Annotated in this window: 25 protein-coding genes; 14 read left to right on the top strand and 11 right to left on the bottom strand. The window is 65.9% G+C overall.

Annotated elements, in window-relative coordinates; genetic code table 11:
* Positions 1-457 precede the first annotated feature (457 nt).
* From EJK15_RS54620 to EJK15_RS54595, 6 genes are all read right to left on the bottom strand, one after another.
* The gene (locus EJK15_RS54620; RefSeq protein ID WP_138718360.1) at positions 458-3,031 is read right to left on the bottom strand and encodes a valine--tRNA ligase; all 2,574 of its coding nucleotides are present in this window, start codon (positions 3,029-3,031) and stop codon (positions 458-460) included.
* A gap of 118 nt (positions 3,032-3,149) precedes the next feature.
* Positions 3,150-4,433 carry an ATP-dependent Clp protease ATP-binding subunit ClpX gene (clpX, locus tag EJK15_RS54615; RefSeq protein ID WP_138718359.1) on the bottom strand — a complete coding sequence of 428 codons (1,284 nt, stop codon included), beginning with the start codon at positions 4,431-4,433 and terminating at the stop codon, positions 3,150-3,152.
* 184 nt (positions 4,434-4,617) lie between these two features.
* Positions 4,618-5,241 carry an ATP-dependent Clp protease proteolytic subunit gene (locus EJK15_RS54610; protein ID WP_138718358.1) on the bottom strand — a complete coding sequence of 208 codons (624 nt, stop codon included), beginning with the start codon at positions 5,239-5,241 and terminating at the stop codon, positions 4,618-4,620.
* A gap of 11 nt (positions 5,242-5,252) precedes the next feature.
* Positions 5,253-5,885 (bottom strand): ClpP family protease, encoded by a 633-nt coding sequence (locus tag EJK15_RS54605; protein WP_138718357.1) that lies wholly within the window; start codon positions 5,883-5,885, stop codon positions 5,253-5,255.
* A 406-nt stretch (positions 5,886-6,291) separates the two neighbouring features.
* Positions 6,292-7,668: a trigger factor gene (tig, locus tag EJK15_RS54600; RefSeq protein ID WP_138718356.1), complete on the bottom strand. Its 1,377-nt coding sequence runs from the start codon at positions 7,666-7,668 to the stop codon at positions 6,292-6,294.
* A gap of 165 nt (positions 7,669-7,833) precedes the next feature.
* Positions 7,834-8,700: a helix-turn-helix domain-containing protein gene (locus tag EJK15_RS54595; protein WP_138718355.1), complete on the bottom strand. Its 867-nt coding sequence runs from the start codon at positions 8,698-8,700 to the stop codon at positions 7,834-7,836.
* 234 nt (positions 8,701-8,934) lie between these two features.
* Between EJK15_RS54595 and EJK15_RS54590 the strand changes: the two genes are divergently transcribed.
* Positions 8,935-9,414, top strand: coding sequence for an ATP-binding protein (locus EJK15_RS54590; RefSeq protein ID WP_138718354.1), 480 nt, complete (start codon positions 8,935-8,937; stop codon positions 9,412-9,414).
* A gap of 299 nt (positions 9,415-9,713) precedes the next feature.
* On the opposite strand, the gene EJK15_RS54585 is transcribed toward EJK15_RS54590, so the two are convergent.
* Together EJK15_RS54585 and EJK15_RS54580 are read right to left on the bottom strand one after the other, a co-directional pair.
* Positions 9,714-10,214 carry a DinB family protein gene (locus tag EJK15_RS54585; protein WP_171075087.1) on the bottom strand — a complete coding sequence of 167 codons (501 nt, stop codon included), beginning with the start codon at positions 10,212-10,214 and terminating at the stop codon, positions 9,714-9,716.
* An 11-nt stretch (positions 10,215-10,225) separates the two neighbouring features.
* Positions 10,226-11,020 (bottom strand): hypothetical protein, encoded by a 795-nt coding sequence (locus EJK15_RS54580; RefSeq protein WP_138718353.1) that lies wholly within the window; start codon positions 11,018-11,020, stop codon positions 10,226-10,228.
* Positions 11,021-11,260: 240 nt separating this feature from the next.
* On the opposite strand from EJK15_RS54580, the gene EJK15_RS54575 reads away from it, so the two are divergent.
* Entirely contained in the window at positions 11,261-12,247 is a 987-nt protein-coding gene (locus EJK15_RS54575; protein WP_138718352.1) for an NAD-dependent epimerase/dehydratase family protein, read from the top strand.
* A 521-nt stretch (positions 12,248-12,768) separates the two neighbouring features.
* Here EJK15_RS54575 and EJK15_RS54570 read toward each other — a convergent pair.
* From EJK15_RS54570 to EJK15_RS54560, 3 genes are all read right to left on the bottom strand, one after another.
* The gene (locus tag EJK15_RS54570; RefSeq protein WP_138718351.1) at positions 12,769-13,539 is read right to left on the bottom strand and encodes a hypothetical protein; all 771 of its coding nucleotides are present in this window, start codon (positions 13,537-13,539) and stop codon (positions 12,769-12,771) included.
* Between the two features lie 646 nt (positions 13,540-14,185).
* Positions 14,186-14,782 carry a 2'-5' RNA ligase family protein gene (locus EJK15_RS78095; RefSeq protein WP_420847163.1) on the bottom strand — a complete coding sequence of 199 codons (597 nt, stop codon included), beginning with the start codon at positions 14,780-14,782 and terminating at the stop codon, positions 14,186-14,188.
* A gap of 62 nt (positions 14,783-14,844) precedes the next feature.
* Positions 14,845-16,098 carry a helix-turn-helix transcriptional regulator gene (locus tag EJK15_RS54560; protein WP_138718349.1) on the bottom strand — a complete coding sequence of 418 codons (1,254 nt, stop codon included), beginning with the start codon at positions 16,096-16,098 and terminating at the stop codon, positions 14,845-14,847.
* Positions 16,099-16,261: 163 nt separating this feature from the next.
* Between EJK15_RS54560 and EJK15_RS54555 the strand changes: the two genes are divergently transcribed.
* From EJK15_RS54555 to EJK15_RS76790, 12 genes are all read left to right on the top strand, one after another.
* Positions 16,262-16,579: a hypothetical protein gene (locus EJK15_RS54555; protein WP_138718348.1), complete on the top strand. Its 318-nt coding sequence runs from the start codon at positions 16,262-16,264 to the stop codon at positions 16,577-16,579.
* A gap of 109 nt (positions 16,580-16,688) precedes the next feature.
* Entirely contained in the window at positions 16,689-16,841 is a 153-nt protein-coding gene (locus EJK15_RS71730) for a hypothetical protein (protein WP_171075086.1), read from the top strand.
* A 107-nt stretch (positions 16,842-16,948) separates the two neighbouring features.
* Positions 16,949-17,893 carry a hypothetical protein gene (locus EJK15_RS54550; RefSeq protein ID WP_138718347.1) on the top strand — a complete coding sequence of 315 codons (945 nt, stop codon included), beginning with the start codon at positions 16,949-16,951 and terminating at the stop codon, positions 17,891-17,893.
* Between the two features lie 91 nt (positions 17,894-17,984).
* Positions 17,985-18,845 carry an FtsK/SpoIIIE domain-containing protein gene (locus EJK15_RS54545; RefSeq protein ID WP_138718346.1) on the top strand — a complete coding sequence of 287 codons (861 nt, stop codon included), beginning with the start codon at positions 17,985-17,987 and terminating at the stop codon, positions 18,843-18,845.
* Between the two features lie 13 nt (positions 18,846-18,858).
* On the top strand, positions 18,859-19,062 hold the full coding sequence (locus EJK15_RS54540; protein WP_138718345.1) for a hypothetical protein: 204 nt from the start codon (positions 18,859-18,861) through the stop codon (positions 19,060-19,062).
* Positions 19,052-19,258, top strand: a complete 207-nt coding sequence (locus EJK15_RS54535) for a hypothetical protein (protein ID WP_138718344.1) — start codon at positions 19,052-19,054, stop codon at positions 19,256-19,258. The genes EJK15_RS54540 and EJK15_RS54535 overlap by 11 nt, the downstream gene beginning before the upstream one ends.
* Positions 19,255-19,623, top strand: a complete 369-nt coding sequence (locus EJK15_RS54530) for a hypothetical protein (protein WP_138718343.1) — start codon at positions 19,255-19,257, stop codon at positions 19,621-19,623. The genes EJK15_RS54535 and EJK15_RS54530 overlap by 4 nt, the downstream gene beginning before the upstream one ends.
* A gap of 91 nt (positions 19,624-19,714) precedes the next feature.
* Positions 19,715-20,065: an RRQRL motif-containing zinc-binding protein gene (locus tag EJK15_RS54525; protein ID WP_138718342.1), complete on the top strand. Its 351-nt coding sequence runs from the start codon at positions 19,715-19,717 to the stop codon at positions 20,063-20,065.
* A complete protein-coding gene (locus tag EJK15_RS54520) occupies positions 20,062-20,316 on the top strand; it encodes a hypothetical protein (protein ID WP_138718341.1) in 255 nt (84 codons plus the stop codon). The genes EJK15_RS54525 and EJK15_RS54520 overlap by 4 nt, the downstream gene beginning before the upstream one ends.
* The gene (locus tag EJK15_RS54515) at positions 20,316-20,732 is read left to right on the top strand and encodes an RRQRL motif-containing zinc-binding protein (RefSeq protein WP_138718340.1); all 417 of its coding nucleotides are present in this window, start codon (positions 20,316-20,318) and stop codon (positions 20,730-20,732) included. The genes EJK15_RS54520 and EJK15_RS54515 overlap by 1 nt, the downstream gene beginning before the upstream one ends.
* The gene (locus EJK15_RS54510) at positions 20,723-21,313 is read left to right on the top strand and encodes a DUF2637 domain-containing protein (RefSeq protein WP_138718339.1); all 591 of its coding nucleotides are present in this window, start codon (positions 20,723-20,725) and stop codon (positions 21,311-21,313) included. Before EJK15_RS54515 ends, EJK15_RS54510 begins: the two co-directional genes overlap by 10 nt.
* Before the next feature lie 3 nt (positions 21,314-21,316).
* The coding region (locus EJK15_RS76790; protein WP_338089942.1) for a replication initiator at positions 21,317-21,776 on the top strand (460 nt) is incomplete at its 3' end.

Below are 21,776 nucleotides of genomic sequence, written 5' to 3'. Positions count from 1 at the left end.
AATGCTTGGAAAATCAATCACCTGGCCAACACCCACCAACCGATGGATGTCAACCAAAGGAATCCGTCAAATCAATGACGGGGTTGTGCATCATGCACTGGCTTTTAACACACTGTTGAGTTCTCAAGAAACGGACGCGTACATCCCCGCCAGAATCTCTTCCGAGACCCTCGCGCGGAGGCTCACACTTCGTTTCCCCTTCAGGTTACCAGATCCGGACGATTCTTGTCAAACCGCCCGATTCAGGACCTTCCGGACTTGCCCCTCTTCGAGGCAACCCTGCTAACTTACTCCAACTTTCGGCTCTTGTCCAACCGCGTGGCGGGACCGCCCGAAAGTCGGGGTTCGTTGTGAGGGATGCGGCGCTGATCAGCCCCGCGTTGAAAACTGTAGCAGCCTCGACGACGTGGAAGGTCCAGTCTTCGGTAACGAATAGACCTTCCCTCGTTCGTACGGTTCAAACACCCAGACCGGCGAGCTGAGCCTCCAGCCGCGCGATGTCGGCGGACGCCTGCTCGGCCCGGCCCCTGACCTTGGCCACCACGTCTTCGGGCGCCTTGGCCATGAACTGCTCGTTGCCCAGCTTGGCCGCCACCTGTGCGGCCTCCTTGCGCGCGGCGGCGAGGTCCTTCTCCAGCCGCTTGCGCTCGGCCGCGACATCGATGGCACCCGCGGTGTCGATCTCCACGGTCACGTCGCCCGCGTTCAAGCGCGCCGTGGGGGCGAAGGAATCCCCTGGCTCCGTCAGGCGCAGCAGCGACCGGATGGCCGCCTCCTGGCCGGCCAGCGGCGTGCCGGCGAGCCCGAGGCGGGCGGCCACTTTCTGGCCCGGCTTGAGCCCTTGGTCCGAGCGGAACCTGCGGACCTCCGTCACCAGCTCCTGCAGCGCGCCGATCTCGGCCTCGGCGGCCGCGTCCGTATAACGATCTTCGGCCACCGGCCACGGCGCCACGACGATCGACTCGCCGGCCGTGACGGCCCGCCACAGCTCCTCGGTCACGAACGGCACCAGCGGATGCAACAGCCGCAGCAGCGCGTCGAGCACGTGGCCGAGCACCAGGCGCGTGTGCTCCAGGCCCTCGCCGAGCTGGATCTTGGCGAGCTCGAGATACCAGTCGCAGACCTCGTCCCACGCGAAGTGGTAGAGCAGGTCGGCCGCCTTGGCGAACTCGAACTCATCGAGAGCGTCGTCGGCCGCTCTCACCACGGTCTGCAGGCGCGACAGGATCCACCGATCGGCCGCGGTCAGCTCGGCGTCGTCGAGCGACCCCACGGCAGCGCCATTCATCAGGGCGAACCGGGTGGCGTTCCAGATCTTGTTGCAGAAGTTGCGCGAGCCGGCCGCCCACTCCTCGCTCACCGCGACATCGGCGCCGGGGTTGGCGCCGCGCAGCAGGGTGAAGCGGGTGGCGTCGGCGCCGAAGCGCTCGACCCAGTCGAGCGGGTCGACGACGTTGCCGAACGACTTGGACATCTTCTTGCCGTACTGGTCGCGGACCATGCCGTGCAGCGCCACGACGCGGAACGGCGGCTCGCCGTCCATGGCGTAGAGCCCGAACATCATCATCCGGGCCACCCAGAAGAACAGGATGTCGTAGCCGGTGACGAGCACGGACGTCGGGTAGAAGCGCGCCAGCTCCGGCGTCGCGTCCGGCCAGCCCAGCGTCGAGAACGGCCACAGCCCTGAGGAGAACCAGGTGTCCAGGACGTCGGAGTCCTGGGTGTAGCCGGCGGGCGGGTCCTCGTCGGGGCCCACGCAGACGACCTCGCCGTCCGGCCCGTACCAGACCGGGATGCGGTGCCCCCACCACAGCTGGCGGGAGATACACCAGTCATGCATGTCGTCGACCCAGTCGAAGTAGCGCTTGGCCAGCTCCGGTGGGTGAATGCGGGTGCGCCCGTCGCGCACGGCGTCGCCGGCGGCCTTGGCCAGCGGCGAGACGTTGACGAACCACTGCAGCGACAGCCGCGGCTCCACGACGGTCTTGCAGCGCGAGCAGTGGCCGACCGAATGCAGGTAGGGGCGCTTCTCGGCGACGATCCTGCCATCGGCCCGCAGCGCGGCGACGACGGCGGGCCTGGCCTCGAAGCGGTCGAGCCCCTGGAAGGGCCCGTGCGCGGTGATCACGCCGCGCTCGTCCATGACGGTCAGCGACGGCAGGGAATGACGCCGCCCGATCTCGAAGTCGTTGGGGTCGTGCGCCGGAGTCACCTTGACCGCGCCGGTGCCGAAGGCCGGATCGACGTGCTCGTCGGCGACCACCGGGATCATACGGCCGGTGAGCGGCAGCTCCACCAGCGTCCCGACGAGGTGGGCGTAGCGCTCGTCGGAGGGGTGGACGGCCACGGCGGTGTCGCCGAGCATGGTCTCGGCGCGGGTGGTGGCCACCACGATCTCGTCGGAGTAGCGGATCGAGACCAGCTCACCCTCGTCGTCGCTGTGCTCCACCTCGATGTCGGACAGCGCGGTGAGGCAGCGCGGGCACCAGTTGATGATGCGCTCGGCGCGGTAGATCAGCCCGTCGTCGAAAAGCTGCTTGAAAATCGTCTGCACGGCCCGCGACAGCCCCGGGTCCATCGTGAAGCGCTCGCGCGACCAGTCGACGCTGTCGCCGAGCTTGCGCATCTGGCCGAGGATCCGCCCGCCGGACTCCTCCTTCCACTGCCAGACCCGCTCGACGAACGCCTCACGCCCGAGGTCGTGTCGCGACAGGCCCTGCTTGGCCAGCTCGCGCTCGACGACGTTCTGGGTGGCGATGCCGGCGTGGTCCATGCCGGGCAGCCAGAGCGCCTCGCGCCCCTGCATGCGGGCGCGGCGCATGAGCGCGTCCTGGATGGAGTGGTCGAGCGCGTGCCCCATGTGCAGGACGCCCGTCACGTTGGGCGGGGGCAGCACGATGCTGTACGGCTCGCGCGAGCTGCCCGGGTCGGCGCCGAAGTAGCCTTCGGATACCCAGCGCTCGTAGCTGCGGGTCTCGACGTCGGCCGGTGTGTATTGAGTAGGCAGCTCTGGCGTTGTCACAGTGACCAATTCTAGGGAGGTGAGGAAGCGAAAACGCCCCACCCCCGGAACCCACGGGCCGCCCGAGACGCCGAAAGCGCCCGCGTGGCGTGCTGCCACGGGGCGCCCGGTATGCCGGAGGAGCGGGTCAGGCCGACTTCTCGCGCGGTGTGCGCTGCTGCTTGGCGGCCAGCTGGTCGCGCGGGACGAGCGTCGGGATCGCGTGCTCGAGCACCGACTCGCGGGTGATGACCACGCGGGCGACGTCCTGCCTGGAGGGCACTTCGTACATGACGGACTGGAGCACCTCCTCCAGGATGGCGCGCAGTCCGCGAGCGCCGGTGCCGCGCAGGATGGCCTGGTCGGCGATGGCCTCGAGCGCGCCGTCGGTGAACTCCAGCTCCACGCCGTCGAGCTCGAGCAGCTTGCGGTATTGCTTGACCAGCGCGTTGCGCGGCTCGGTGAGGATCTGGATGAGCGCCTCGCGGTCGAGGTTGTGCACCGAGGTGATGACCGGCAGCCGGCCGACGAACTCGGGGATCATGCCGAACTTCAGCAGGTCCTCCGGCATCACGTCGGCGAAGATGTCGGCCATGTCGACCTCTTCCTTCGACCGGATGATGGCGTTGAAGCCGATGCCCTTCTTGCCGATCCGCGACTCGATGATCTTTTCCAGGCCGGCGAACGCGCCACCGCAGATGAACAGCACGTTCGTCGTGTCGATCTGGATGAACTCCTGGTGCGGGTGCTTGCGGCCGCCCTGCGGAGGCACCGAGGCGGTGGTGCCCTCCAGTATCTTCAGCAGCGCCTGCTGAACGCCCTCACCGGAGACGTCGCGCGTGATCGACGGGTTTTCGCTCTTGCGGGCGATCTTGTCGACCTCGTCGATGTAGATGATGCCGGTCTCGGCCTTCTTGACGTCGTAGTCGGCGGCCTGGATGAGCTTGAGGAGGATGTTCTCCACGTCCTCGCCGACGTATCCCGCCTCGGTCAGCGCGGTGGCGTCGGCGATGGCGAAGGGCACGTTGAGCATCTTCGCCAGGGTCTGCGCCAGCAGCGTCTTGCCCGAACCGGTCGGCCCGAGCAGCAGAATGTTGCTCTTGGCCAGTTCCAGACCGTCGTCTCTGCCCCGGTCACCGGACTGCACCCGCTTGTAGTGGTTGTAGACCGCCACCGAGAGCGCCTTCTTCGCCTTGTCCTGACCGATGACATAGGCGTCGAGGAACTCGTAGATCTCCCTCGGCTTGGGCAGGTTGTCCCACTTGAGCTCGGAGGACTCGGAGAGCTCCTCCTCGATGATCTCGTTGCAGAGATCGATGCACTCATCGCAGATGTAGACGCCTGGACCGGCAATGAGCTTTTTGACTTGCTTCTGGCTCTTTCCACAGAAAGAGCACTTCAGCAGGTCTCCCCCGTCGCCGATGCGTGCCACCCCAGATACTCCTTTGCGTGGGACCGCCCTGCTCTCGCGAGCAGTGTCTCCGGACATCCTCCGGACTTGGCCGAACCGCTCAGGTTTCGACGTTACCGTCTTCTGGGCCCTCAGTGAGCCCCCTAGCGGCGAGTCGCACCGGAACGTGCCCTATTGGGCAGCGCCCCGGTGCGTCACGTCTCGTCTAGGAAGCCACGGCCTGAGCGCGTTTCTTCCTGGACGGGATGATGTCATCGATCAGACCATACGCCTTCGCCTCGTCCGCGTTGAGAATTTTGTCGCGTTCGATGTCTTTGCGGATCTCGGCGGAGGACTTGCCCGTGTGCCGGGCCACGATGTCCTCGAGGAGGGTCCGCATGCGAAGGATCTCGCGTGCCTGGATCTCGATGTCACTGCCCTGGCCGCCACCCTCGGTGGACGGCTGGTGGATCAGCACCCGGGCGTTGGGCAGCGCGAACCGCTTGCCCGGGGTGCCGCCACCCAGCAGCACGGCCGCGGCGGACGCGGCCTGGCCGAGGCAGACGGTCTGGATCTCCGGCCGGACGAACTGCATCGTGTCGTAGATCGCCGTCATGGCCGTGAAGGAGCCGCCGGGCGAGTTGATGTAGATGCTGATGTCACGGTCGGGGTCGAGCGACTCCAGCGTCAGCAGCTGGGCCATCACGTCGTTCGCCGACGCGTCGTCGATCTGCACTCCGAGGAAGATGATGCGGTCCTCGAAGAGCTTGTTGTACGGGTTCATCTCCTTCACGCCGTATGACGTGCGCTCGACGAAGGAGGGCAGAACGTAACGACTTTGGATATTCATGTCAGCATCCCCTAGGAGACCGGGCCCCGAGAGGGCACCTGCCGCGCGCTCCGGACGACGTGGTCGATGAAGCCGTAGTCCTTGGCCTCCTCGGTCGTGAACCAGCGGTCGCGGTCGGAGTCGGCCTCGATCTGGTCCAGCGGCTGCCCCGTATGGAAGGCGATCCGCTCGGCCAGCGTCTTCTTCACGTAGAGCATCTGCTCAGCCTGGATGGCGATGTCGGCGGCGGTGCCACCGATGCCACCGGACGGCTGGTGCATCATGACCCGGGCGTGCGGCAGGCCGTAACGCTTGCCCTTCGCCCCGGCGGTGAGCAGGAACTGCCCCATCGAGGCCGCCATGCCCATCACCACCGTGGACACGTCGTTCGGCACATATTCCATCATGTCGTAAATCGCCATGCCGGCACTCACCGAGCCCCCCGGTGAGTTGATGTAGAGCGTGATGTCGCGCTCCGGGTCGTCGGCCGCGAGCAGCAGCAGCTCGGCGCAGATGCGGTTGGCGATCTCGTCGTTGACCTCCTGTCCGAGCACGATGATCCGCTCCCGGAGCAGGCGCTGGTAAAGCTGGTCCTCAAGCCGGAAGGACGAGCCGTTCTCACGGCCTCGCGACTCAGGCTGATAGAAGGTCGGCGGGCTGGTCACAGCGTCACCTTCCGATGCGTCGTAATCGATTGGCTTTGCTTGTGACCTTAACGCGCGCCGACTACAGGTCATGCCCGGTCCCCCGTGCTGTTCGCTGACGGCGCAGGTTCGGGACCTGCGCCGGTCGCCCGGGCCGGGCGGGGCGGTGGTGACGTCCCCTGGAGCGCTCTGAGAGGGCGGATCCGCGTGGGGTGGGCGCCGTCCGGCGGTCGGGCGGCCTCGCGCCTTCTGCACGCGTCGTGAGCCATCTGAGCGCCCCGGATGCTCCGCCGAAAGCCCGGAAGCCGGAGCCCAAAAAGGGCTCTCCCGGCAAGCCGGGGCCGCGAAAACGCGGAAGCCCCCGGACCGCTCCGGTCCGGGGGCTTCGCGCCGCTTGGCGCGAGAAGTGTCGCTTGGCGGAAGTGGGTTACGCCTCGGCCTTGTCCTCGGACGGGGCCTCGTCCTCGACGACCTCTTCGCCGTTGATCTCGGTGTAGATCGCCTTGAGGTCGACCTCGTTGCCGTCGGTGTCAACGATCTTGGCGGCGTCGCCGAGCACGGACTTGGCCTTGTCGCGGACGATCTCGACCATGGCCAGCGTGAGCTGGTCGTTGTCGGCCAGGTGCTTGGCCAGCTCGTTCGGCTGGACGCCCATCTCCATGGCACGGCGCACCACGAAGTTGGTCAGCTCCTGCTCGGAGACGCCGAGCTCCTCGGCCTTGACGATCTTGTCGAGCACGAAGCCGACCTTGAGTGCACGGGCGGAGTTCGTCTCGAACTCGGCGAGGCGCTCCTCCTCCGTCGTCTGGTAGAGGCGGAAGTAGGCGTCGCGGCTCAGGCCGCTCTCGGCCACCTGGTGGTTGAGGTTGTGCTTGCGGGCGTCGATCTCGGCCTTGAGCGCGCTCTCGGGCAGCGGGATGTCGATCTTGTCGAGCAGCGCGTCGAGCGCCTTCTCGCGGGCCTGCACGACCTGGTCGATGAGCTTGTTGCGGCGGGCCTGCTCGCGGATGCTGGCCTTGAGCTCGTCGAGCGTGTCGAACTCGCTGGCGAGCTGGGCGAACTCGTCGTCGAGCTCGGGCAGGACCTTCTCCTTGACCGACTTGACGCTGATGATCACGTCGGCCTCGTCGCCGGCGTTCTCGCCGCCGACCAGCTCGGTCTTGAAGGTCTTCTCCTCGCCCGCGGACATGCCCTCGAGCGCAGCGTCGAGGCCCTGCAGCACGGAGCCGGCGCCGACCTCGTAGGAGACCTCGTTGGCCTGCTGCTCCTCGATGTTCTCGCCGTCGATCTCGGCGCGCAGGTCCATGACGACGAAGTCGCCGGTGGCGGCCGGCCGCTCGACGCCGGTCAGCGTGGCGAAGCGCTGGCGCAGCGAGTCGAGCTGCGCGTCCACGTCCTCGTCGGAGACCTCGGCGGAGTCGACCGTGATCTCAGTGCCCGCGTAGCCGGGGACGTCGAACTTGGGCCGGATGTCGACCTCGGCGGTGAACTCGATCTGCTCGCCGTCGTCGATCTTCGTGACCTCGATGTCGGGCTGGCTGACCGGGAAAACGTCGACCTCGTCGACGGCCTGGCCGTACAGCTTGGGCACCGCGTCGTTGAGGGTCTCCTCCAGCACTACCGCCCGGCCGAAGCGCTGCTCGATGATGCGGGCCGGAACCTTGCCAGGCCGGAACCCGGGGACGCGCACCTGCTGCGCGACCTTCTTGTACGCCGCATCCATGCTCGGGCGCAGCTCGTCGAACGGCACCTCGACAGTGAGCTTGACCCGGGTCGGGCTGAGCTCCTCGACAGCGGTCTTCACGGAATGGTCTCCTTGATCAAGCTACGAGTGATCGCGGGCGCGTCCATCGGTTCGGCTCACGCGCCGGCGCCCACATGAGCGGCATTGGGCATGCTCCGCCACGGCGGGATCCAACGCCATGGCCAGTCTAGGGCAGACGTGCACCCAACAACGACGCCGCCACCGTCAGAACTCGTCGGCGATCCTCCGCAGTAGCTCAATCGTCTCATCCGGGGTGGTGCTCACGGCGCACAGCCGCTCCATCACCTCGGTGTAACGGTCCACGTCCTCACGCTTGTCCAGGTAGAGAGCGCTGGCGAGCTGCTCGACGTACACGACGTCGGGCAGGTCATTGTCGGGAAAACGCAGGATGCTGAACGCCCCGCCCTCCGCGCTGTGCCCTCCGAAGCTGAACGGCATGATCTGGATCGTGATGTTCGGCTGGCGCATCAGTTCGATGAGGTGCTCCAGCTGGGCCCTCATCACCTCGGCTCCACCGATGGGCCGCCGCAGTGCGGCCTCGTCGATCACCGCCCAGAAGACCGGCCCGTCGGGCTTGTCCAACATCCGCTGGCGCTCCAGCCGGAGATCGACCCGCCTGGCGATCTCCTCGGCCCCGATGCCCGCCGCACCGGCGGTCACCACAGCCCTGGCGTACTCCTTGGTCTGCAACAGTCCCGGCACGAACTGGACCTCGTAGGTCCTGATCCTGGCGGCGGCCTCTTCGAGGCCGACGTACGCCTGGAACCACGTGGGCAGGACATCGTTGAACCGGTGCCACCAGCCCGGCTCGTTGGCGGTGGCGACCAGGTCGAGCACGGCGGAGCGGGCCTGATGATCCACGACCCCGTACAGGGTCAGCAGGTCCGCCACGTCGCGTTCTTTGAACCCCACTCGGCCCAGCTCCATGCGGCTGATCTTGGATTCGGAGCCACGGATGAGGTGGCCCGCCTCCTCACGAGTGACGTTCTTCGCTTCCCTGAGCTTGCGCAGTTGGGAGCCCAGGAGGATGCGCAGCGCCGTCGGTCCGGAACCCGGCTGGTTCTGCGTCACTTTGCCTCCTATCAAGGTCCGCACACACAGTGACACCACATTGCCGGGTATGACAAGGTCTCAACCCCGTGTCCGATTCGCAGGTTTATGCCCCAAAACGCCGCTTGCTATTGCACACTGCACCTGCACGTGCATTTGGGTCTTGCAGCAGCGGCGATCGTGACCCATGATGGCTTAGTGCATATTGGGCCAAACATGCACTAACCAAGGCTGAACGGGGAGGTATCGGCGGCGATGGTGGAGGACCCTCTGGCCACTGCCGATTGCCTGCAGATCACCCGGGAAGTGGGCTTCGACCACCTGCTCATGGGCGGTGGTAAGCCGTACACGACCGCGTGCCCGTTGCCCTTCCAGGCCGACTCGGTGAAGACCGCCAGGGACGTCACCCGCACGACGCTGCGGCGCTGGGGGCTGCACGACCTGAGCGACGATGCCGCGCTCGTGGTGTCGGAACTGGTGACGAACGCGGTCAGGTACGCGATGTACGCGCCCGGGCGGCGGGAGATCGAGCTGCTGCTGATGCGGGTCGCGCCGCACGTGCTGCTGGCGGTGGCCGACCCGAGCGACGAGGTGCCGCAGCCCAAGGAGCCCGATTTCATCTCCGAGAACGGGCGCGGCCTTTACATCGTCGAAACCTACAGCCAGTGCTGGGGCTGGGACCCGCTCGCCCGCGGCGGCAAGGCCGTGTGGGCGCTCTTTCGCACAGAGCCCTGACCCCGCCCTCTCCGGCCTCTGTGGCTGAGGTTTCTTCTCTCCATCCTGTACGGCTCCGCCAAGTGGGCCGCCACCCGCCGCACTTCGGCTGAGGACCCTCCAGGAACACGGCCTCTGACCCCTTCAGTGGCGAGCCGCCGCCACGGAGCGCCCTGTGGGCCCCTTCGTGGTCACAAAGCGTCACCATGCTCTTCATGTGTGACGGGAGTGACGATCGACGAGATCGCCAGATCGTCTTCCGCCAGGAGATCATCCGCCGGCAGAGCCGACTCCGGGCGTTTGAAGCCCGCGCGGGCCCGTTATTCGCCGGTGACTCCATCGATACGCTCACGCAGTAGATCGGCGTGCCCGTTGTGACGGGCGTACTCCTCGATCATGTGGACGAGGATCCAGCGGTGCGTGCAGTCCTGGCCGTTGCGGTCGCCGACGGCGTCCAGGGGCTTGGCGGCCGAGATGGCGCGGGCGCGCTCGATCTCGTCTCGCCAGGTCGCGAAGGCCTCCTCGACCGAGGCGCCGTCGACCTCCTTGAAGTCGGCGTCGTTGTCGCGCTCCTTGTCCCAGAGCTTGGGGACGTCCTCACCGTTCAGGACCCTGCGGAACCAGGAGCGTTCGACGTGCGCCAGGTGCCTGACCAGGCCGAGCAGGGACATGGTCGAGGGCGGGGCGGAGCGCAGGCGCAGCTGCTCGTCCGACAGGCCGGCGCATTTGACGGCGAGGGTGGCGCGGTGCCATTCGAGCCAGTTGTTGAGCACGGTCAGCTCGTCGCCGGTCAGGGGTGGTGGGGTGCGGCTGTCATTCACGAGCCCTGACCTTACCCTTGCCCCCTGGCGCGATGCCCGTTCTGGAGGAGCCGGTAGACCGCCTCGCGCACCACGTCGTCCTGGACGTTGCCGGCGAAATCGTCGGGCGTGTCACCGCAGAGACGACGTAATTCAGCGGATCCGTCCAGGAGGTCCTGGATCAGCGCTCTCTGGGGGGTGAGGCGTCTGGGGCGGCCATCGCGGCCCGCCAGGCAGCCGTGCCTTCCCATGTAGGCGAAGGCGGGTGGACGGCGTACGCCCGACTCCAGGGTGATCGGGTGGCGGAGCGGGCGGCGGTGGTAGTTGGGCTCGGTGAGGTCCAGCGCGGCGAGTTGCTGCTCGTCGAGCCAGAGCGCGAACAGCCTGGAGGTCTCGCCGGGAGTCTCGATCGGCGCGGCCGGTACGTACCCCCACCTGCTCACGTGGGCGGACACGCCGGGCGCGACGTCTCGCACGTCGGCCAGCGTCATGGGGACGACCGGGCGTACCTCGTGGTCGAGGAACTTCCTGAGCAACTGGCTGGGGGCGGCGTTGGAGCCCACGGCGACGACCACGTGGCGCTCCTCCAGCGGCGGGAACCCACCGCGGGCCAGCAGAGCTTTCAGCGTCCCGCCCGCGGCCCGCCACTCGTCCGGCGGGCTGTTGTCGACCGGGCGGAGCGGTATGTACGTGTCATCGAACAGGACGCCGGACGTTGCGGGGATCCGGCCGGGATAGGTGAGGGGGCGGGAGATCGGATCGTCCTCGAAGAGCCGCATGATTCCGACATGCCCACCCGCGTACGGGATCGCGGCGATGGACCGCATCTAGTAAGACCATGCCCGCCGCCGGCCGGCGTGTCCCATACCAGCGGGTCAACTCCTCTGGAGGCTCGACCGCTCGCCATTTCGAACCCGCCGCTCTCCTTCCGCGCTGACCGGCTCAGCGTGAGATCCGGAGGCGGCGCAGAAAGGTGAAGCCACACGCCAGGCGATCAGTTGACGACATAGGTCGGCTGTCAGTGAACCCGCTTGGTCGCTCGGTGTTGGCGGTGCTTGGGTGTCGGAATGGAGATCTTGGTTCTGGGCGGAACAGCATGGGTGGGCCGGGAGCTGTCACGGCAGGCGATTGAGCGCGGTCATCGGGTGACGTGCCTGGCTCGCGGCGAAAGCGGAGAAGTCGCGGACGGAGCGGCGCTGGTGGCCGCCGACCGGCGCGATCCTTCGGCGTACGAACCACTGCTCGGCCGCGAATGGGATGCGGTCATCGAGGTGTCATGGCAGCCGGGCTTCGTACGTGAGGCGCTCGACGCACTGGGCGGCAGGACCAGGCACTGGACCTACGTCTCCTCCGTCAGCGCCTACGCCTCCCATGCCACGCCGGACGCGGACGAGTCCGCGGCCCTCCTTGCTCCGACCGGCCGAAGTGAGGTCGACCGGGGGTTGTACGGCGAGGCGAAGGTCGCCTGCGAGCAGGCGTCGACCGCCGTCGTGGGCGACCGCCTCCTCATCGCACGCGCCGGTCTCATCGGCGGCCCCGGCGATCGCAGCGGACGCTCCGGCTACTGGGTGGCCCGTGCCGCGCGCGATCCGCAAGGGCCGATGCTGGTTCCCGATGCACCGGCCAGGCCAACGCAGGCAGTCGATGTGCGGGACCTCACCGCCTGGCTGCTCGACGCCGCGGAGATGGGGGGCATCGGCACATACGACGCTGTCGGTCCGGTCGTTTCGTTCGGAGAGTGGGTCGAGCTGTCCCGCGCTCTTGGCGGGCACACCGGTCCGGTGGTCACCGCCGACTCGGCATGGCTGCTCGCGAACGGCGTGGCCGAGTACATGGGGGCCGAGTCGCTGCCGATGTGGCTGGTCGAGCCGGGCTGGGAAGGGTGGTCGGCCCGGAACGGGTCTGCGGCGCGCGCCGCGGGGCTCCTTCATCGGCCCCGGGCGGAGCTGCTGGCCGACACGCTGCTCTGGGAACGCGAGGAGGGTCTGGACCGGGCAAGACGTGCCGGCCTCAGCGCCCAGCGCGAGCGCGAGTTGCTCGACGCTCTCGGCTGACGGCTTTGGTCTACTGCTGTTTGCGTCCAGCCCCGACTCGAAGTGCTGGGCGGCCTCGTCTGGCTGGCCCGCAGGTGGACCAGCTCGGCACAGGCCTGCGGCAGACCGCCCTGCCCGGCGGCGGTCGCGAGCGCCAGCCCAGCCGGTCAGACGCCGGCGGTGTCGGTGAAGCACCGGCCATCGAGCAAGCCAAAGGGGCTCAGCCAAAGCAGAAGGCCCCTTCCGAATGGGAAGGGGCCTTCGAACTGGTCGGGGCGACAGGATTTGAACCTGCGACTTCTTGCTCCCAAATCACTATCAGCGATCAAGAGATCTGGTGTTTTTCCTGTTCAGGCGAGGTCTCATGTGCACTGTTGTGCATGATCGAGCGAGGGGAGGCATCTCTGATGTCACTCAGTTTGTCACTCACCGCGAGGTGTGATCATGAACAGTGGCGTGGGAGTCATGGGACCTGGTCACCTGGTCGGCGCCGTGGCTGATCAACCGGGCGGCATACCCGGTGCGGGGACGCCTGGGCGCCCTCAGTACTTGCCCAGGCCGAAGGTGGGCAGGTCGTCGGAGGTGAAACTCAGCTTGGGGACGAAGGTGATCTTGACGCCTTTCGCCTTGGCGGTCTCGTTCTTGATGCACTCCCTGAGGAAGAACTCGTCCCAGAACTGGCCCGCACCGTCCGGCGTGGCGGGTTTCACCGAGAACGTGCCCGGCGTGGTGCAGCGGTGGCGCGCGTACCAGACGTCGATGAAGAAGCAGTCGGCGCCGTAAGCGTCGACGTCCTTCACCTCACAGTCGGCGCGCCCGACGACGACGTAAGCGTGGCCGGCCCCGCCCGTGGACTCCACCAGGCTGAACAGCTCGACCCTGACGCCCGGCCCGAGTAACTGGGGTGTGGTCGCCAGCATCCCGATCACGCAGCACGCGAACAACGTGCAGTTGGCGCTCTTGAGGTCGGCGAAGTTGGTGCGGCCCACCTCGACGTAACGGTCCTTGAGCTTGATCACCACCTGGTCGAAGTTCTGCGGGGTGAGCACGTCGACCTTGGCTGCGACGGTGACCTTGGTCCTGCTGACCGCGGAGTGTGCGTAATCCTGGTACGTCTTGCCGATGGGAATGATCTCCGGGACCTGGCCGCCGCCCGCCGGAGTCTTGATCTCGTCCAGGTCGTCCGCGTTCTCCATCAGCCCCTTCCAGGGGTTCCAGAGCAGGGCCGAGGCCATTCCGGTTTTGTCGATCGCCTCCTGGACCCGCTTCATGCGCTCGACCCGCGTGCTGCCCGAATGTGTGGTTTCGGTCATGGTCGTCTCCTTTGACGCCGCCGGTGATGCTGTCATTGTGCGCTCCGATTGGGCAGTTGAGCGCGAGCATGTTCCACTCTGCGATGGACACCTCCAGCCGTATCCCTTCCTCACCGCGCCGACCACTTACCGGCAGAGTCGCCCAGGAGGCGTTGACGCTCGACTGGATCAGTGAACAAGTCCGCCACCGTAACCGCCTGCCGATGTGATCGCCCGCACCCCCCGCTCCCGACAGGCGCCCAAGCTCGCGACTGCCGGGCGGGTTCTGTCAAGGGTCGAGCTTGCTCGATCGCGCAGCGACGGCCATAGGCCGCCCTTGACGGGTTCCGGCCCGCCGCGAAATAATCCCGCGCCGGGAGCCGATCACCCTGAATCTGCGGTACGGCGGCCGACCCGCTGCGGCAGTTCCCCGCCTGCAGTAAGGACGGCCTCGTGGGCGGCTGCACTCGCGCTGATGACCTCGGCCCTGTGACCCGAGTGATGCGCTTCCCCTGCGGCCCTGTCCTTCGTCCGCGCCAGCCGACCGGCGTTGTAGCGGGTCGGGTACGGGAGCCCAAGCGGGAGTGCCCGGCCCGCGCCGAGTCGGCGGCGCGTGCGGCCCGGTCAGGGCCGCTTTAAGTATGAGAAGAAAGTTTGCACACGGGGCTCATGGGCTTTTTCTAAGGCCCACTGACTGCACAACCGACCAGCGGTAGGTGCGGCCTTCGCGTCGTAGCCGAACGAGATCCACCTTGGAGATCGCGACTCTGACCGAGGGCAGTCCTCGCAAAGGGGCAACGGCTTCGATCAATGGTTCGGCTGCCACTTGCTCGTTGCAGTAGGCAATCCCGACATGCGGTCGGAACTCTTGGTCATATTGAGGTCCGTGGACGGACTCGACGGTTTGGAGTAGATGTCCTCGAAGACTAACCACGGGCTCCCAGGGATCAATGCTGAACCGGACAGCTCCGGGCGACCCCGAGACCGGGCCGATGGTCATGGTGAAGGGCCGGAGTCTTGCACATGATGACCGCGCAATGTTGATCACAGTGTCGAGCTCGTCATTGGAGATCTCGTCTGCCCATCCGACTCTGGGCAAGGTCAAGTGCAGTGAGTCCAAGGGCACGGGGTCAAGGAAACGATGCGGCAACCGCTCCTGGCAGTATCCAGCAACTTCGCGAAGCTCTGGAGAGTCCAGGCACAGATACCAGTAGTAGGCCTCACGACCAGGCGTCCAGCGTGGGTTGTCCCAGTGGTTCCTCATGGTTGTGAGAGAGCTGAACCGCTGCCAGTCTTCGTCCCTAGGGGAGAGTTCGCGCGTTTCGGTCATCGTCGTTCCGCCGCTCGTAGCGTCTCGGCCACTTCGCGAATCTCGGGCAGGGAGGCCCACTGGTTCGCGGCGACGAGAAGCTCACGGCTGCGAGTGAGAACGGATGTGATGGGTCGTTCCGCTGAGATGGTCAGAGCCTCGACAGTGAGACGTGCTGCTTGCTCTGGTTCCGGCTGGTTGGCCGCGAGCAGGGCGGCGGCGATGTCGAGACGTAGCAATGATTGGCTCCAACATGACTCGGAAGCTTCGAAGACAGGCATCACATCGTCAGCGTACTCCTGGACTCGATCAGGCTGACGAAGTGACACATAAGCCGTTACGGCGTTCGAAGCGGTACGAGCTTGGCTGTACATCCCAAAGGAAATACAGGGGGAGACTCCAGCGGGAGTGTCGTACTTTGCTGACAGCTCATAAGCTCGCCTGACGGCATCGTTCACTCCACGATCGTCGCCAAGTTTTCCAAGTGCACGAGCTTCGCCATTGCTTGCCAATCTAACCGCGTGTGGACCTCCACGCGCATACCGCTGGCCGTCGATGGCGATGTCTGCTGCTTTCCGGTAGTCGCCCATGTAATAAGCGCAGAAGCTTTCAGTACCTCGCGCCCATGCCTGGATGTCTTGATCTCCGATGAGGGCGCCGAGCTGAAATGCTTCCGCGCAGTAGGCATCAGCAAGTCCAAATTTGCCCATGTTGACGGCCATATAACCGAGCATTCCGGATAGCTTGGCTGCTTGGCTGAACAGGCGGTCTCGTTGACGGGGAAGTGTCCGGCCATCAAGAAGCTTTGTCACTAGCTGGCGTTGACGTAGCACCCTTGGTGCCAGGATGGCCGGTCCAGTCGTCTCGTACTCCTTGACGAACAGGTTGATCAGTTGGTCTACGTGATCCAACGCCTCGTTGTTCGTCTGCGTATACGTGAATGCTTGGATGCGCTCTGCGATGTCGAGTGGTGACTCGAGTTCAGGGCGAAGCAGTACGCCAGAGGAAATGATCTCTAGAGCACTGCTGGGCTGGCGAAATCCAAGCTGTCTCTCCGTTGCTCCGTAGAGAAGACAGAACAACTCTCTGTATTCGGCGTCTGGGACCTTTAGCTCCCGCTCCCACTTAGAGACCATCTGTCGATCTACGCCAACGCGGGCTTTCTTGTGTTTCCACGCGAGCTCCGCGAGGCTGTCAGCGACCTCCTGTTGAGTTAGCCCATGCTCTCGGCGGTAGCGCTGCAAGGGTTCACCGAAACCTGTGCGCTTCACCAGGCCTCCTCCATTTGGAGTGGACGGGACTACAAACGAGACTACCTCGCAGGAGAGGGGGACTACAGCCGAGACCTCTAAATTCCTAACTCCCGAAGCTTTCATGGAGTCACAAGGGAATTCGCACCACAGGGGTGCGGCCCTCGATCCGGAGGTGAGCTCTGTGAAGCTCTTCATCGACGTCACCGGCAAGTCGTTCATGGTGACGAAGGAAGCGGTCGAGAAGTCCGACCAGAACGGGCGTCAGAAGTCCGAGCGGGAGACCGGCCGACCGATGTGGGTCACGCAGGTCATGGCGCTGGACGAGACGGGCGGCGAGATGATCAACGTCACTACGGCCGGTGAAAGGCCCACGGTGAGCGTTGGTTCTCAGGTCGCCCTGTTCAAGCTAGAGGCACTGCCTTGGGCGACCAACGGTCGCAACGGCGTGGCCTTCCGCGCGACTGACATCAAGCTCGCTGGTGCTTCGGCCAGCAAGTAGACCGCATTCCCCGACCTACGCCAAGGAACAACGTTCCGAACTGAGGTCGAACCAACAAGCACACGTTAGTCCCATTCCTCCGCTCAAAAACAGGAACAGGAGCCTACTCATGAAGGCAAGCGAGATCGCCGAAATCATCTGCGACGGATGCGGCAAGCCCGGAAAGGTCGCCAAGAGTCTGCTGAAGGCAGACGCGCCGGTCAAGGTCAAGCACGCGCCTAAGGCTGGCGGCTGCGGCCTGAAGACCACGATCCGCAAGTAGCTCAACGAAAAGCCACGACTGAAGTCGTGGGAACAGCGTGCGGGGCCGCCAATCTGCCCAGATCCGGCCCCGCCGCACCCTTCGCCCTCACCATGAGGAGGAGAGTCATGTCCAAGCGTACCTTCGGGACGCACCACAACAACAGAGGCGGCATCGGCCGTCGCGGTAACTCCGTCACGGTGATCCAACAGAACGTGCAGTACAGCTACCTGCGTACCGCAAAGATCACCTTCTACGTCGTGATGGCCATCGTCGGCCCCTTCACCGCCGTCATCGCCACCCAACACCTGCACCCGCTCGCCGCCGTGCCCCTCGGCCTGATAGCCGGCACCATCATCGGCGGCCTCACCGCCTGCATCATCGCCATCTGGCCCGTCCTGCGCGCCATCTGGTGGTGGCTGCCGGAAATCACCCTCGCCATGCTGCTGATCGGCGGCTGGGTGTACCTCCAAGACCAGATCAACCCGATCATCACAGGCGTCATCTACGCCAGCACCATCGCCTCTATCGGCCTCGTCCCGGCCGTGCGCCGCTACACGCTGGCGCTGCTGTGGTGCCTCATCGTCCGGCACCGCCTGCGCACCTGCTTCAACTCCTTTCTGCCCGCCGACCGGCACGGCCACCTGCCCTTCATCGGCCTGGCCAAGCCCATCCCGGTCGGGGAACGCGTCTGGGTCTGGCTGCGTCCCGGCCTGTCCCTAGACCAAGTCGAAACTCAGCTCGACAGAATCGCTGTCGCCTGCTGGGCCGCCTCGGTCACCGTGACCAAGGCCCGCACCTCCAACTCCGCCGCCATCTACTTGGACATCAAACGCCGCGATGTCCTCGGCGGCCTGGTCGGCTCCCCCCTCACCGAGGACCTGCCGACCGACGTTCCGGCCATCACCCGGCCGGTCCCCACCGTTCCGGCTCAGCTCGATCTCGCTGACGTGCCGGAAACCGACGACACCGACCCCACCGAGCGTCCGGCCAAGAAGAACGGCCGACCCCCGGCCGTCACCGGCATCCCTGCCAAGACGGCCACGGACAACCCCGACCTCGACTGGATCTGACGCGTCGTCCGCTACCGGGAGAAACCCCTGTTTTGCCCCTCCCGGTAGCACCTCACATCGCGCCTTCAGACACGTAAGAGGTGACGCTGCCATGCACGCGGCTCTTCCTGAACTCCCGGACACGATCCCGGTAGCGCCGTCCATGTCCATGTTCGACCCGGTGTTCATCGGGATCGACGAATTCGGCAACCCGGTCTACCTCGACCTGGTCTACCACAACCTGCTGGACGCCGGAGAACCCGGCGGCGGCAAATCCGTACTGATCCAAAACCTCGTCGGGCACGCCTTTCTGTGCCACGACTTCACCCCGGTCCTGCTCGACCCCAAATGGGTCGAACTGGGGATGTGGATGGAAGCCGCCGAAGCAACCGGCGGCGTCTTCGTCGGCCCCGACATCGACAAGGGCCTTCGCGTCCTGCGGCGCCTGCAAAAGGTGATGGACCGACGCTACTCCTGGCTGCTGGCGCATGGTCGCCGCAAGTTCCTGCCGAGCGACCTCATCAAAGTCATCGGCATCTTTATCGACGAACTCGCCTACTACACCGCCACCATCGGCACACCTGAGCAGCAGAAAGAGTTCATCGCTCTGGTCCGCGACCTGGTCGCGCGAGGTCGCGCCTGCGCTATGCCGGTCATCGCCGCCACCCAGCGCCCCAGCGTGGACATCATCCCCACCTCGCTACGTGACCTGTTCGGCTACCGGGCAGCCTTCCGCTGCACTACTCCCAACAGCTCCGACATCATCCTCGGCCACGGCTGGGCTTCGGCCGGATTCAACGCCCAAGCCATCAGCCCGGAAACGCCCGGCGTCTTTTACCTCATCGCCGAAGGCGGCATTCCTCACCTGGTTAAAGCCGCCTATCTGACTGACGCGCAGATCCATCAGCTCGTCGACTACGTCACCTGGATTCGCCGCAACGGCGATCCGCACCCCATACAACTCGCCGCTTGAACGGAGAACCACCATGCCCCACGACCACGACACGGTCTCGGCCCTGAGTGAGGTGCCCTGGCCCGACCAGGCACCCCACGACCTGGAGGTGCTCGCCCTGTGCTGCGTCGAGTGCAGCAATGACACCTTCATCGAGATCACTATCACCACCGACCGAGGCCGCGAACGCGCCTTGGAATGCACCTGGTGCCGGGAGGTGTACATCAATGACTGCTGACTCCACTGCCGCGATCACCTGGCTGGAAAGCCCGGAAATCATCGACCACACCCGCTGGTACGACGAACTCAGCCGCCCCTGCACCTGGTTCCTGCCGATGTTCTGGCTCAAGAACGACATCGACAACGGCGAAGAACTGACCGCGATGACCGTGCCGGCCTCCGCTTACGACGACCCCCACTGGAGGCCGCTGTGATCCACAAGGCCTACCACGCCAACGGCAGCCCCGATCTCCGCAACTGGATGGTCCAGTGTGACAATCGCTGCTCCAACATGATCCCCATCCTCAACGCGACACAGTCCGGCTGGCTCATCGGCAGACGCGAAAACTCGCGCTGCTACTGCCCCGCCTGCGCCGAGGTGCTCGCCATGTGCCTGATCTCGTGGATCTTGGCCTGCCCGAACTGCGGCTCCCCGCAACTCACTCTCGGCACCGACAGCAACGGCACCGCCGAATTCGTCCTGTGCGACGGAGAGTGCCGCTCCACCTACCTGGCCGCCGACGGCTGGCACTGCGTCTGCTGCGGCGACCCCATCACCCTGCCTGACGGCACTGACTGAAACACGCAAGCGAGGGCCGGACCAATCCGCCAAGATCTCCGGCCCCCGCCGCTCAGCTCACTCCCGCAATCAAGCAAAGGAGCGACTCGTCATGCACTCTATCTCCGCGTCGGCTGCCCGGATACCGCAGCTCGAACGGCTCAACGCCACCCCCGGTACCCGTGTCGTCTTCTACGACCCCACCGGCAGTCAGTACGGCCTGCCCACCTACCCCTGGAAGTGGGCCCCCAAGCACCTGAAGACCCGACGCCAACTCGCCGCCCTTGGCCTGCGCCCCGGCGGACAAGCCCCCGTCGCCAAGATCCTGTGGCGCAAAGGCGGCCGCGTCGCCTACCTCTACGACATCACCCGCGCGCTGCCCAAGCGCAAGCCCACCGACAAGCAGCTCGACGCCCTGGGCAAAGCCTTGCGCGCTCGTCGCACCAAGCGGAGCGCCTCATGAGCCGCTCCATCGAAAACCCCGACTACGCCGCCTTCCTCAGGCGAATCATCCGCGCCTACATCAAGCGCATCGCCGAAGGCGACATCGAAGCCCTCGCCGACCTCACCGGCGTCGTCGCCGAACTCGACCACGCCATCGCTCAAGCCGTCACCCAGCTCCGCGCCGAGCACGGCTACTCCTGGGCCGACATCGCCCGCCCTCTCGGCATCACCCGCCAAGCTGCTCAACAGCGCTGGGGTGGTGAGAACTGATGACTGGTGCACGCATCCGTCAGCTCGATTACGTCACCCAGACCAAGGGCGTCTACCTGGACAACTACGACCCCGATGGAACTCGCCACGGTGGCCTGCCCACCTACCCCTACCGATGGGCCCCACCCGGCCTGCTCACCGTCCGCCAGCTACGTGCCAAGCAGCTTCGCCCCGGCGGGCAAGACATCGCCGCACAGATCATCTGGCGTCGCGGCCGACGCGTCGCCTACCTCTACCGCGAAGACCTCGCCAAACCCAAGCGCACCGCCACCCCGGCACAGCTCGCCGCCATCGACAAGGCACTGCGCGCCCGGCGGATCTGCTCCACCTGCCGCACCGAGAAGCCCTACTACATCGCCCGCTCTCTGGGCGAATGCAACGACTGCCACGACCAGTGGAGGTTCACATGCAGTTGAACCACGCTCAACGCGGCGAACAGCTCGAATCCCGCGTCCAGCTCCTCATCCTGCTCCTGGTCGGCCTCATGGCCGGAGCAGCCTCTTTCACTCACGTCCACGACTGGACCATGGCCAACAGCCTCGAGGGAACCGGTGAATGGTTCGGCTGGGCCAACGCCGTCATCTCCGAACTCACCCCCACCGCCTCCGGCCTGGAAGTCCGCCGCCGCAAGCGCAACGGACAATCCATCGCCTACCCGATGGCCGTCCTCATCGCCTCAGCCATCCTGTCCATTGCGGCACAGATCGCCGTCGCCAAGCCCCACCCCACCGGATGGCTGATCGCCGCCGTCCCCGCCTTGGCTTTCCTCGCTCTCACCAAGCTGGTGCTTTCACGCACCCCCACCACAGAGCCTGCGACATCTCAAGCGGCCACAGCGCCTGAACCTGACCCGGAAAGCACGCCTCAACCTGCGGTAACGCCCCTCGGCTACGAGCGCCAGGACCATGCGCACACCGACCACCGCACCCTCCAGGAGCGACCCCCGGCCCTGCCGGTTCTCCAGCTACCCACTCCCGCCCTGGAAGGACACCACTAACCCATGCCCACCCAGCTCGACACCGCTTCGGCGCTGGCTCTCACCCCCGGGACCGTTTCCCCGGCCCCGGGCGTGGGGGCGAACACCGAACTCCAACTATCCACCCCCTTCGCGTACGAACCCCGCCAGCACGTCCGCACCGCCCTGGAACGCGCCGCACGCCCCGACTACCCCGACTGGCTCCGCCACGTCGAATCAGCCGCCGCATGCACGCAGCCGATCCGCCTCCACGGCAACCTGGCCACCGTCGATGCTCGCACCGGTGAGATCCTCGCCAACCGGCACACCATGACCCTGCCGGACGGCGTCATCTACAAAGCCTGCGGCAACCGACGCCACACCGTCTGCCCCGCCTGCGCCACCACCTACCAACACGACGCTTACCACCTGGTACGCGCCGGACTCGTCGGTGGCAAAACCATCCCCGACAGCGTCCGCACCCACCCGGCCGTCTTCGCCACCC

The sequence above is a fragment of the Nonomuraea basaltis genome, from assembly GCF_005893125.1.
Taxonomy (GTDB): Bacteria; Actinomycetota; Actinomycetes; order Streptosporangiales; family Streptosporangiaceae; genus Nonomuraea; species Nonomuraea basaltis.
Note: the sequence above shows the minus strand (reverse complement) of the source record. Positions and strands in the feature narration are given on the sequence as shown.

Excerpts from the sequence above, each read along its gene's own strand:
- EJK15_RS54570 (WP_138718351.1), bottom strand. The coding sequence starts at position 13,539 with ATGACCGAAACCACACATTCGGGCAGCACGCGGGTCGAGCGCATGAAG.
- EJK15_RS54590 (WP_138718354.1), top strand. The coding sequence starts at position 8,935 with ATGGTGGAGGACCCTCTGGCCACTGCCGATTGCCTGCAGATCACCCGG.
- EJK15_RS54535 (WP_138718344.1), top strand. The coding sequence starts at position 19,052 with ATGACTGCTGACTCCACTGCCGCGATCACCTGGCTGGAAAGCCCGGAA.
- EJK15_RS54550 (WP_138718347.1), top strand. The coding sequence starts at position 16,949 with ATGTCCAAGCGTACCTTCGGGACGCACCACAACAACAGAGGCGGCATC.
- EJK15_RS78095 (WP_420847163.1), bottom strand. The coding sequence starts at position 14,782 with ATGAGGAACCACTGGGACAACCCACGCTGGACGCCTGGTCGTGAGGCC.
- EJK15_RS71730 (WP_171075086.1), top strand. The coding sequence starts at position 16,689 with ATGAAGGCAAGCGAGATCGCCGAAATCATCTGCGACGGATGCGGCAAG.
- EJK15_RS54510 (WP_138718339.1), top strand. The coding sequence starts at position 20,723 with ATGCAGTTGAACCACGCTCAACGCGGCGAACAGCTCGAATCCCGCGTC.
- EJK15_RS54520 (WP_138718341.1), top strand. The coding sequence starts at position 20,062 with ATGAGCCGCTCCATCGAAAACCCCGACTACGCCGCCTTCCTCAGGCGA.
- EJK15_RS54580 (WP_138718353.1), bottom strand. The coding sequence starts at position 11,020 with ATGCGGTCCATCGCCGCGATCCCGTACGCGGGTGGGCATGTCGGAATC.
- EJK15_RS54540 (WP_138718345.1), top strand. The coding sequence starts at position 18,859 with ATGCCCCACGACCACGACACGGTCTCGGCCCTGAGTGAGGTGCCCTGG.
- EJK15_RS54515 (WP_138718340.1), top strand. The coding sequence starts at position 20,316 with ATGACTGGTGCACGCATCCGTCAGCTCGATTACGTCACCCAGACCAAG.
- EJK15_RS54525 (WP_138718342.1), top strand. The coding sequence starts at position 19,715 with ATGCACTCTATCTCCGCGTCGGCTGCCCGGATACCGCAGCTCGAACGG.
- EJK15_RS54610 (WP_138718358.1), bottom strand. The coding sequence starts at position 5,241 with ATGAATATCCAAAGTCGTTACGTTCTGCCCTCCTTCGTCGAGCGCACG.
- EJK15_RS54545 (WP_138718346.1), top strand. The coding sequence starts at position 17,985 with ATGCACGCGGCTCTTCCTGAACTCCCGGACACGATCCCGGTAGCGCCG.
- EJK15_RS54575 (WP_138718352.1), top strand. The coding sequence starts at position 11,261 with ATGGAGATCTTGGTTCTGGGCGGAACAGCATGGGTGGGCCGGGAGCTG.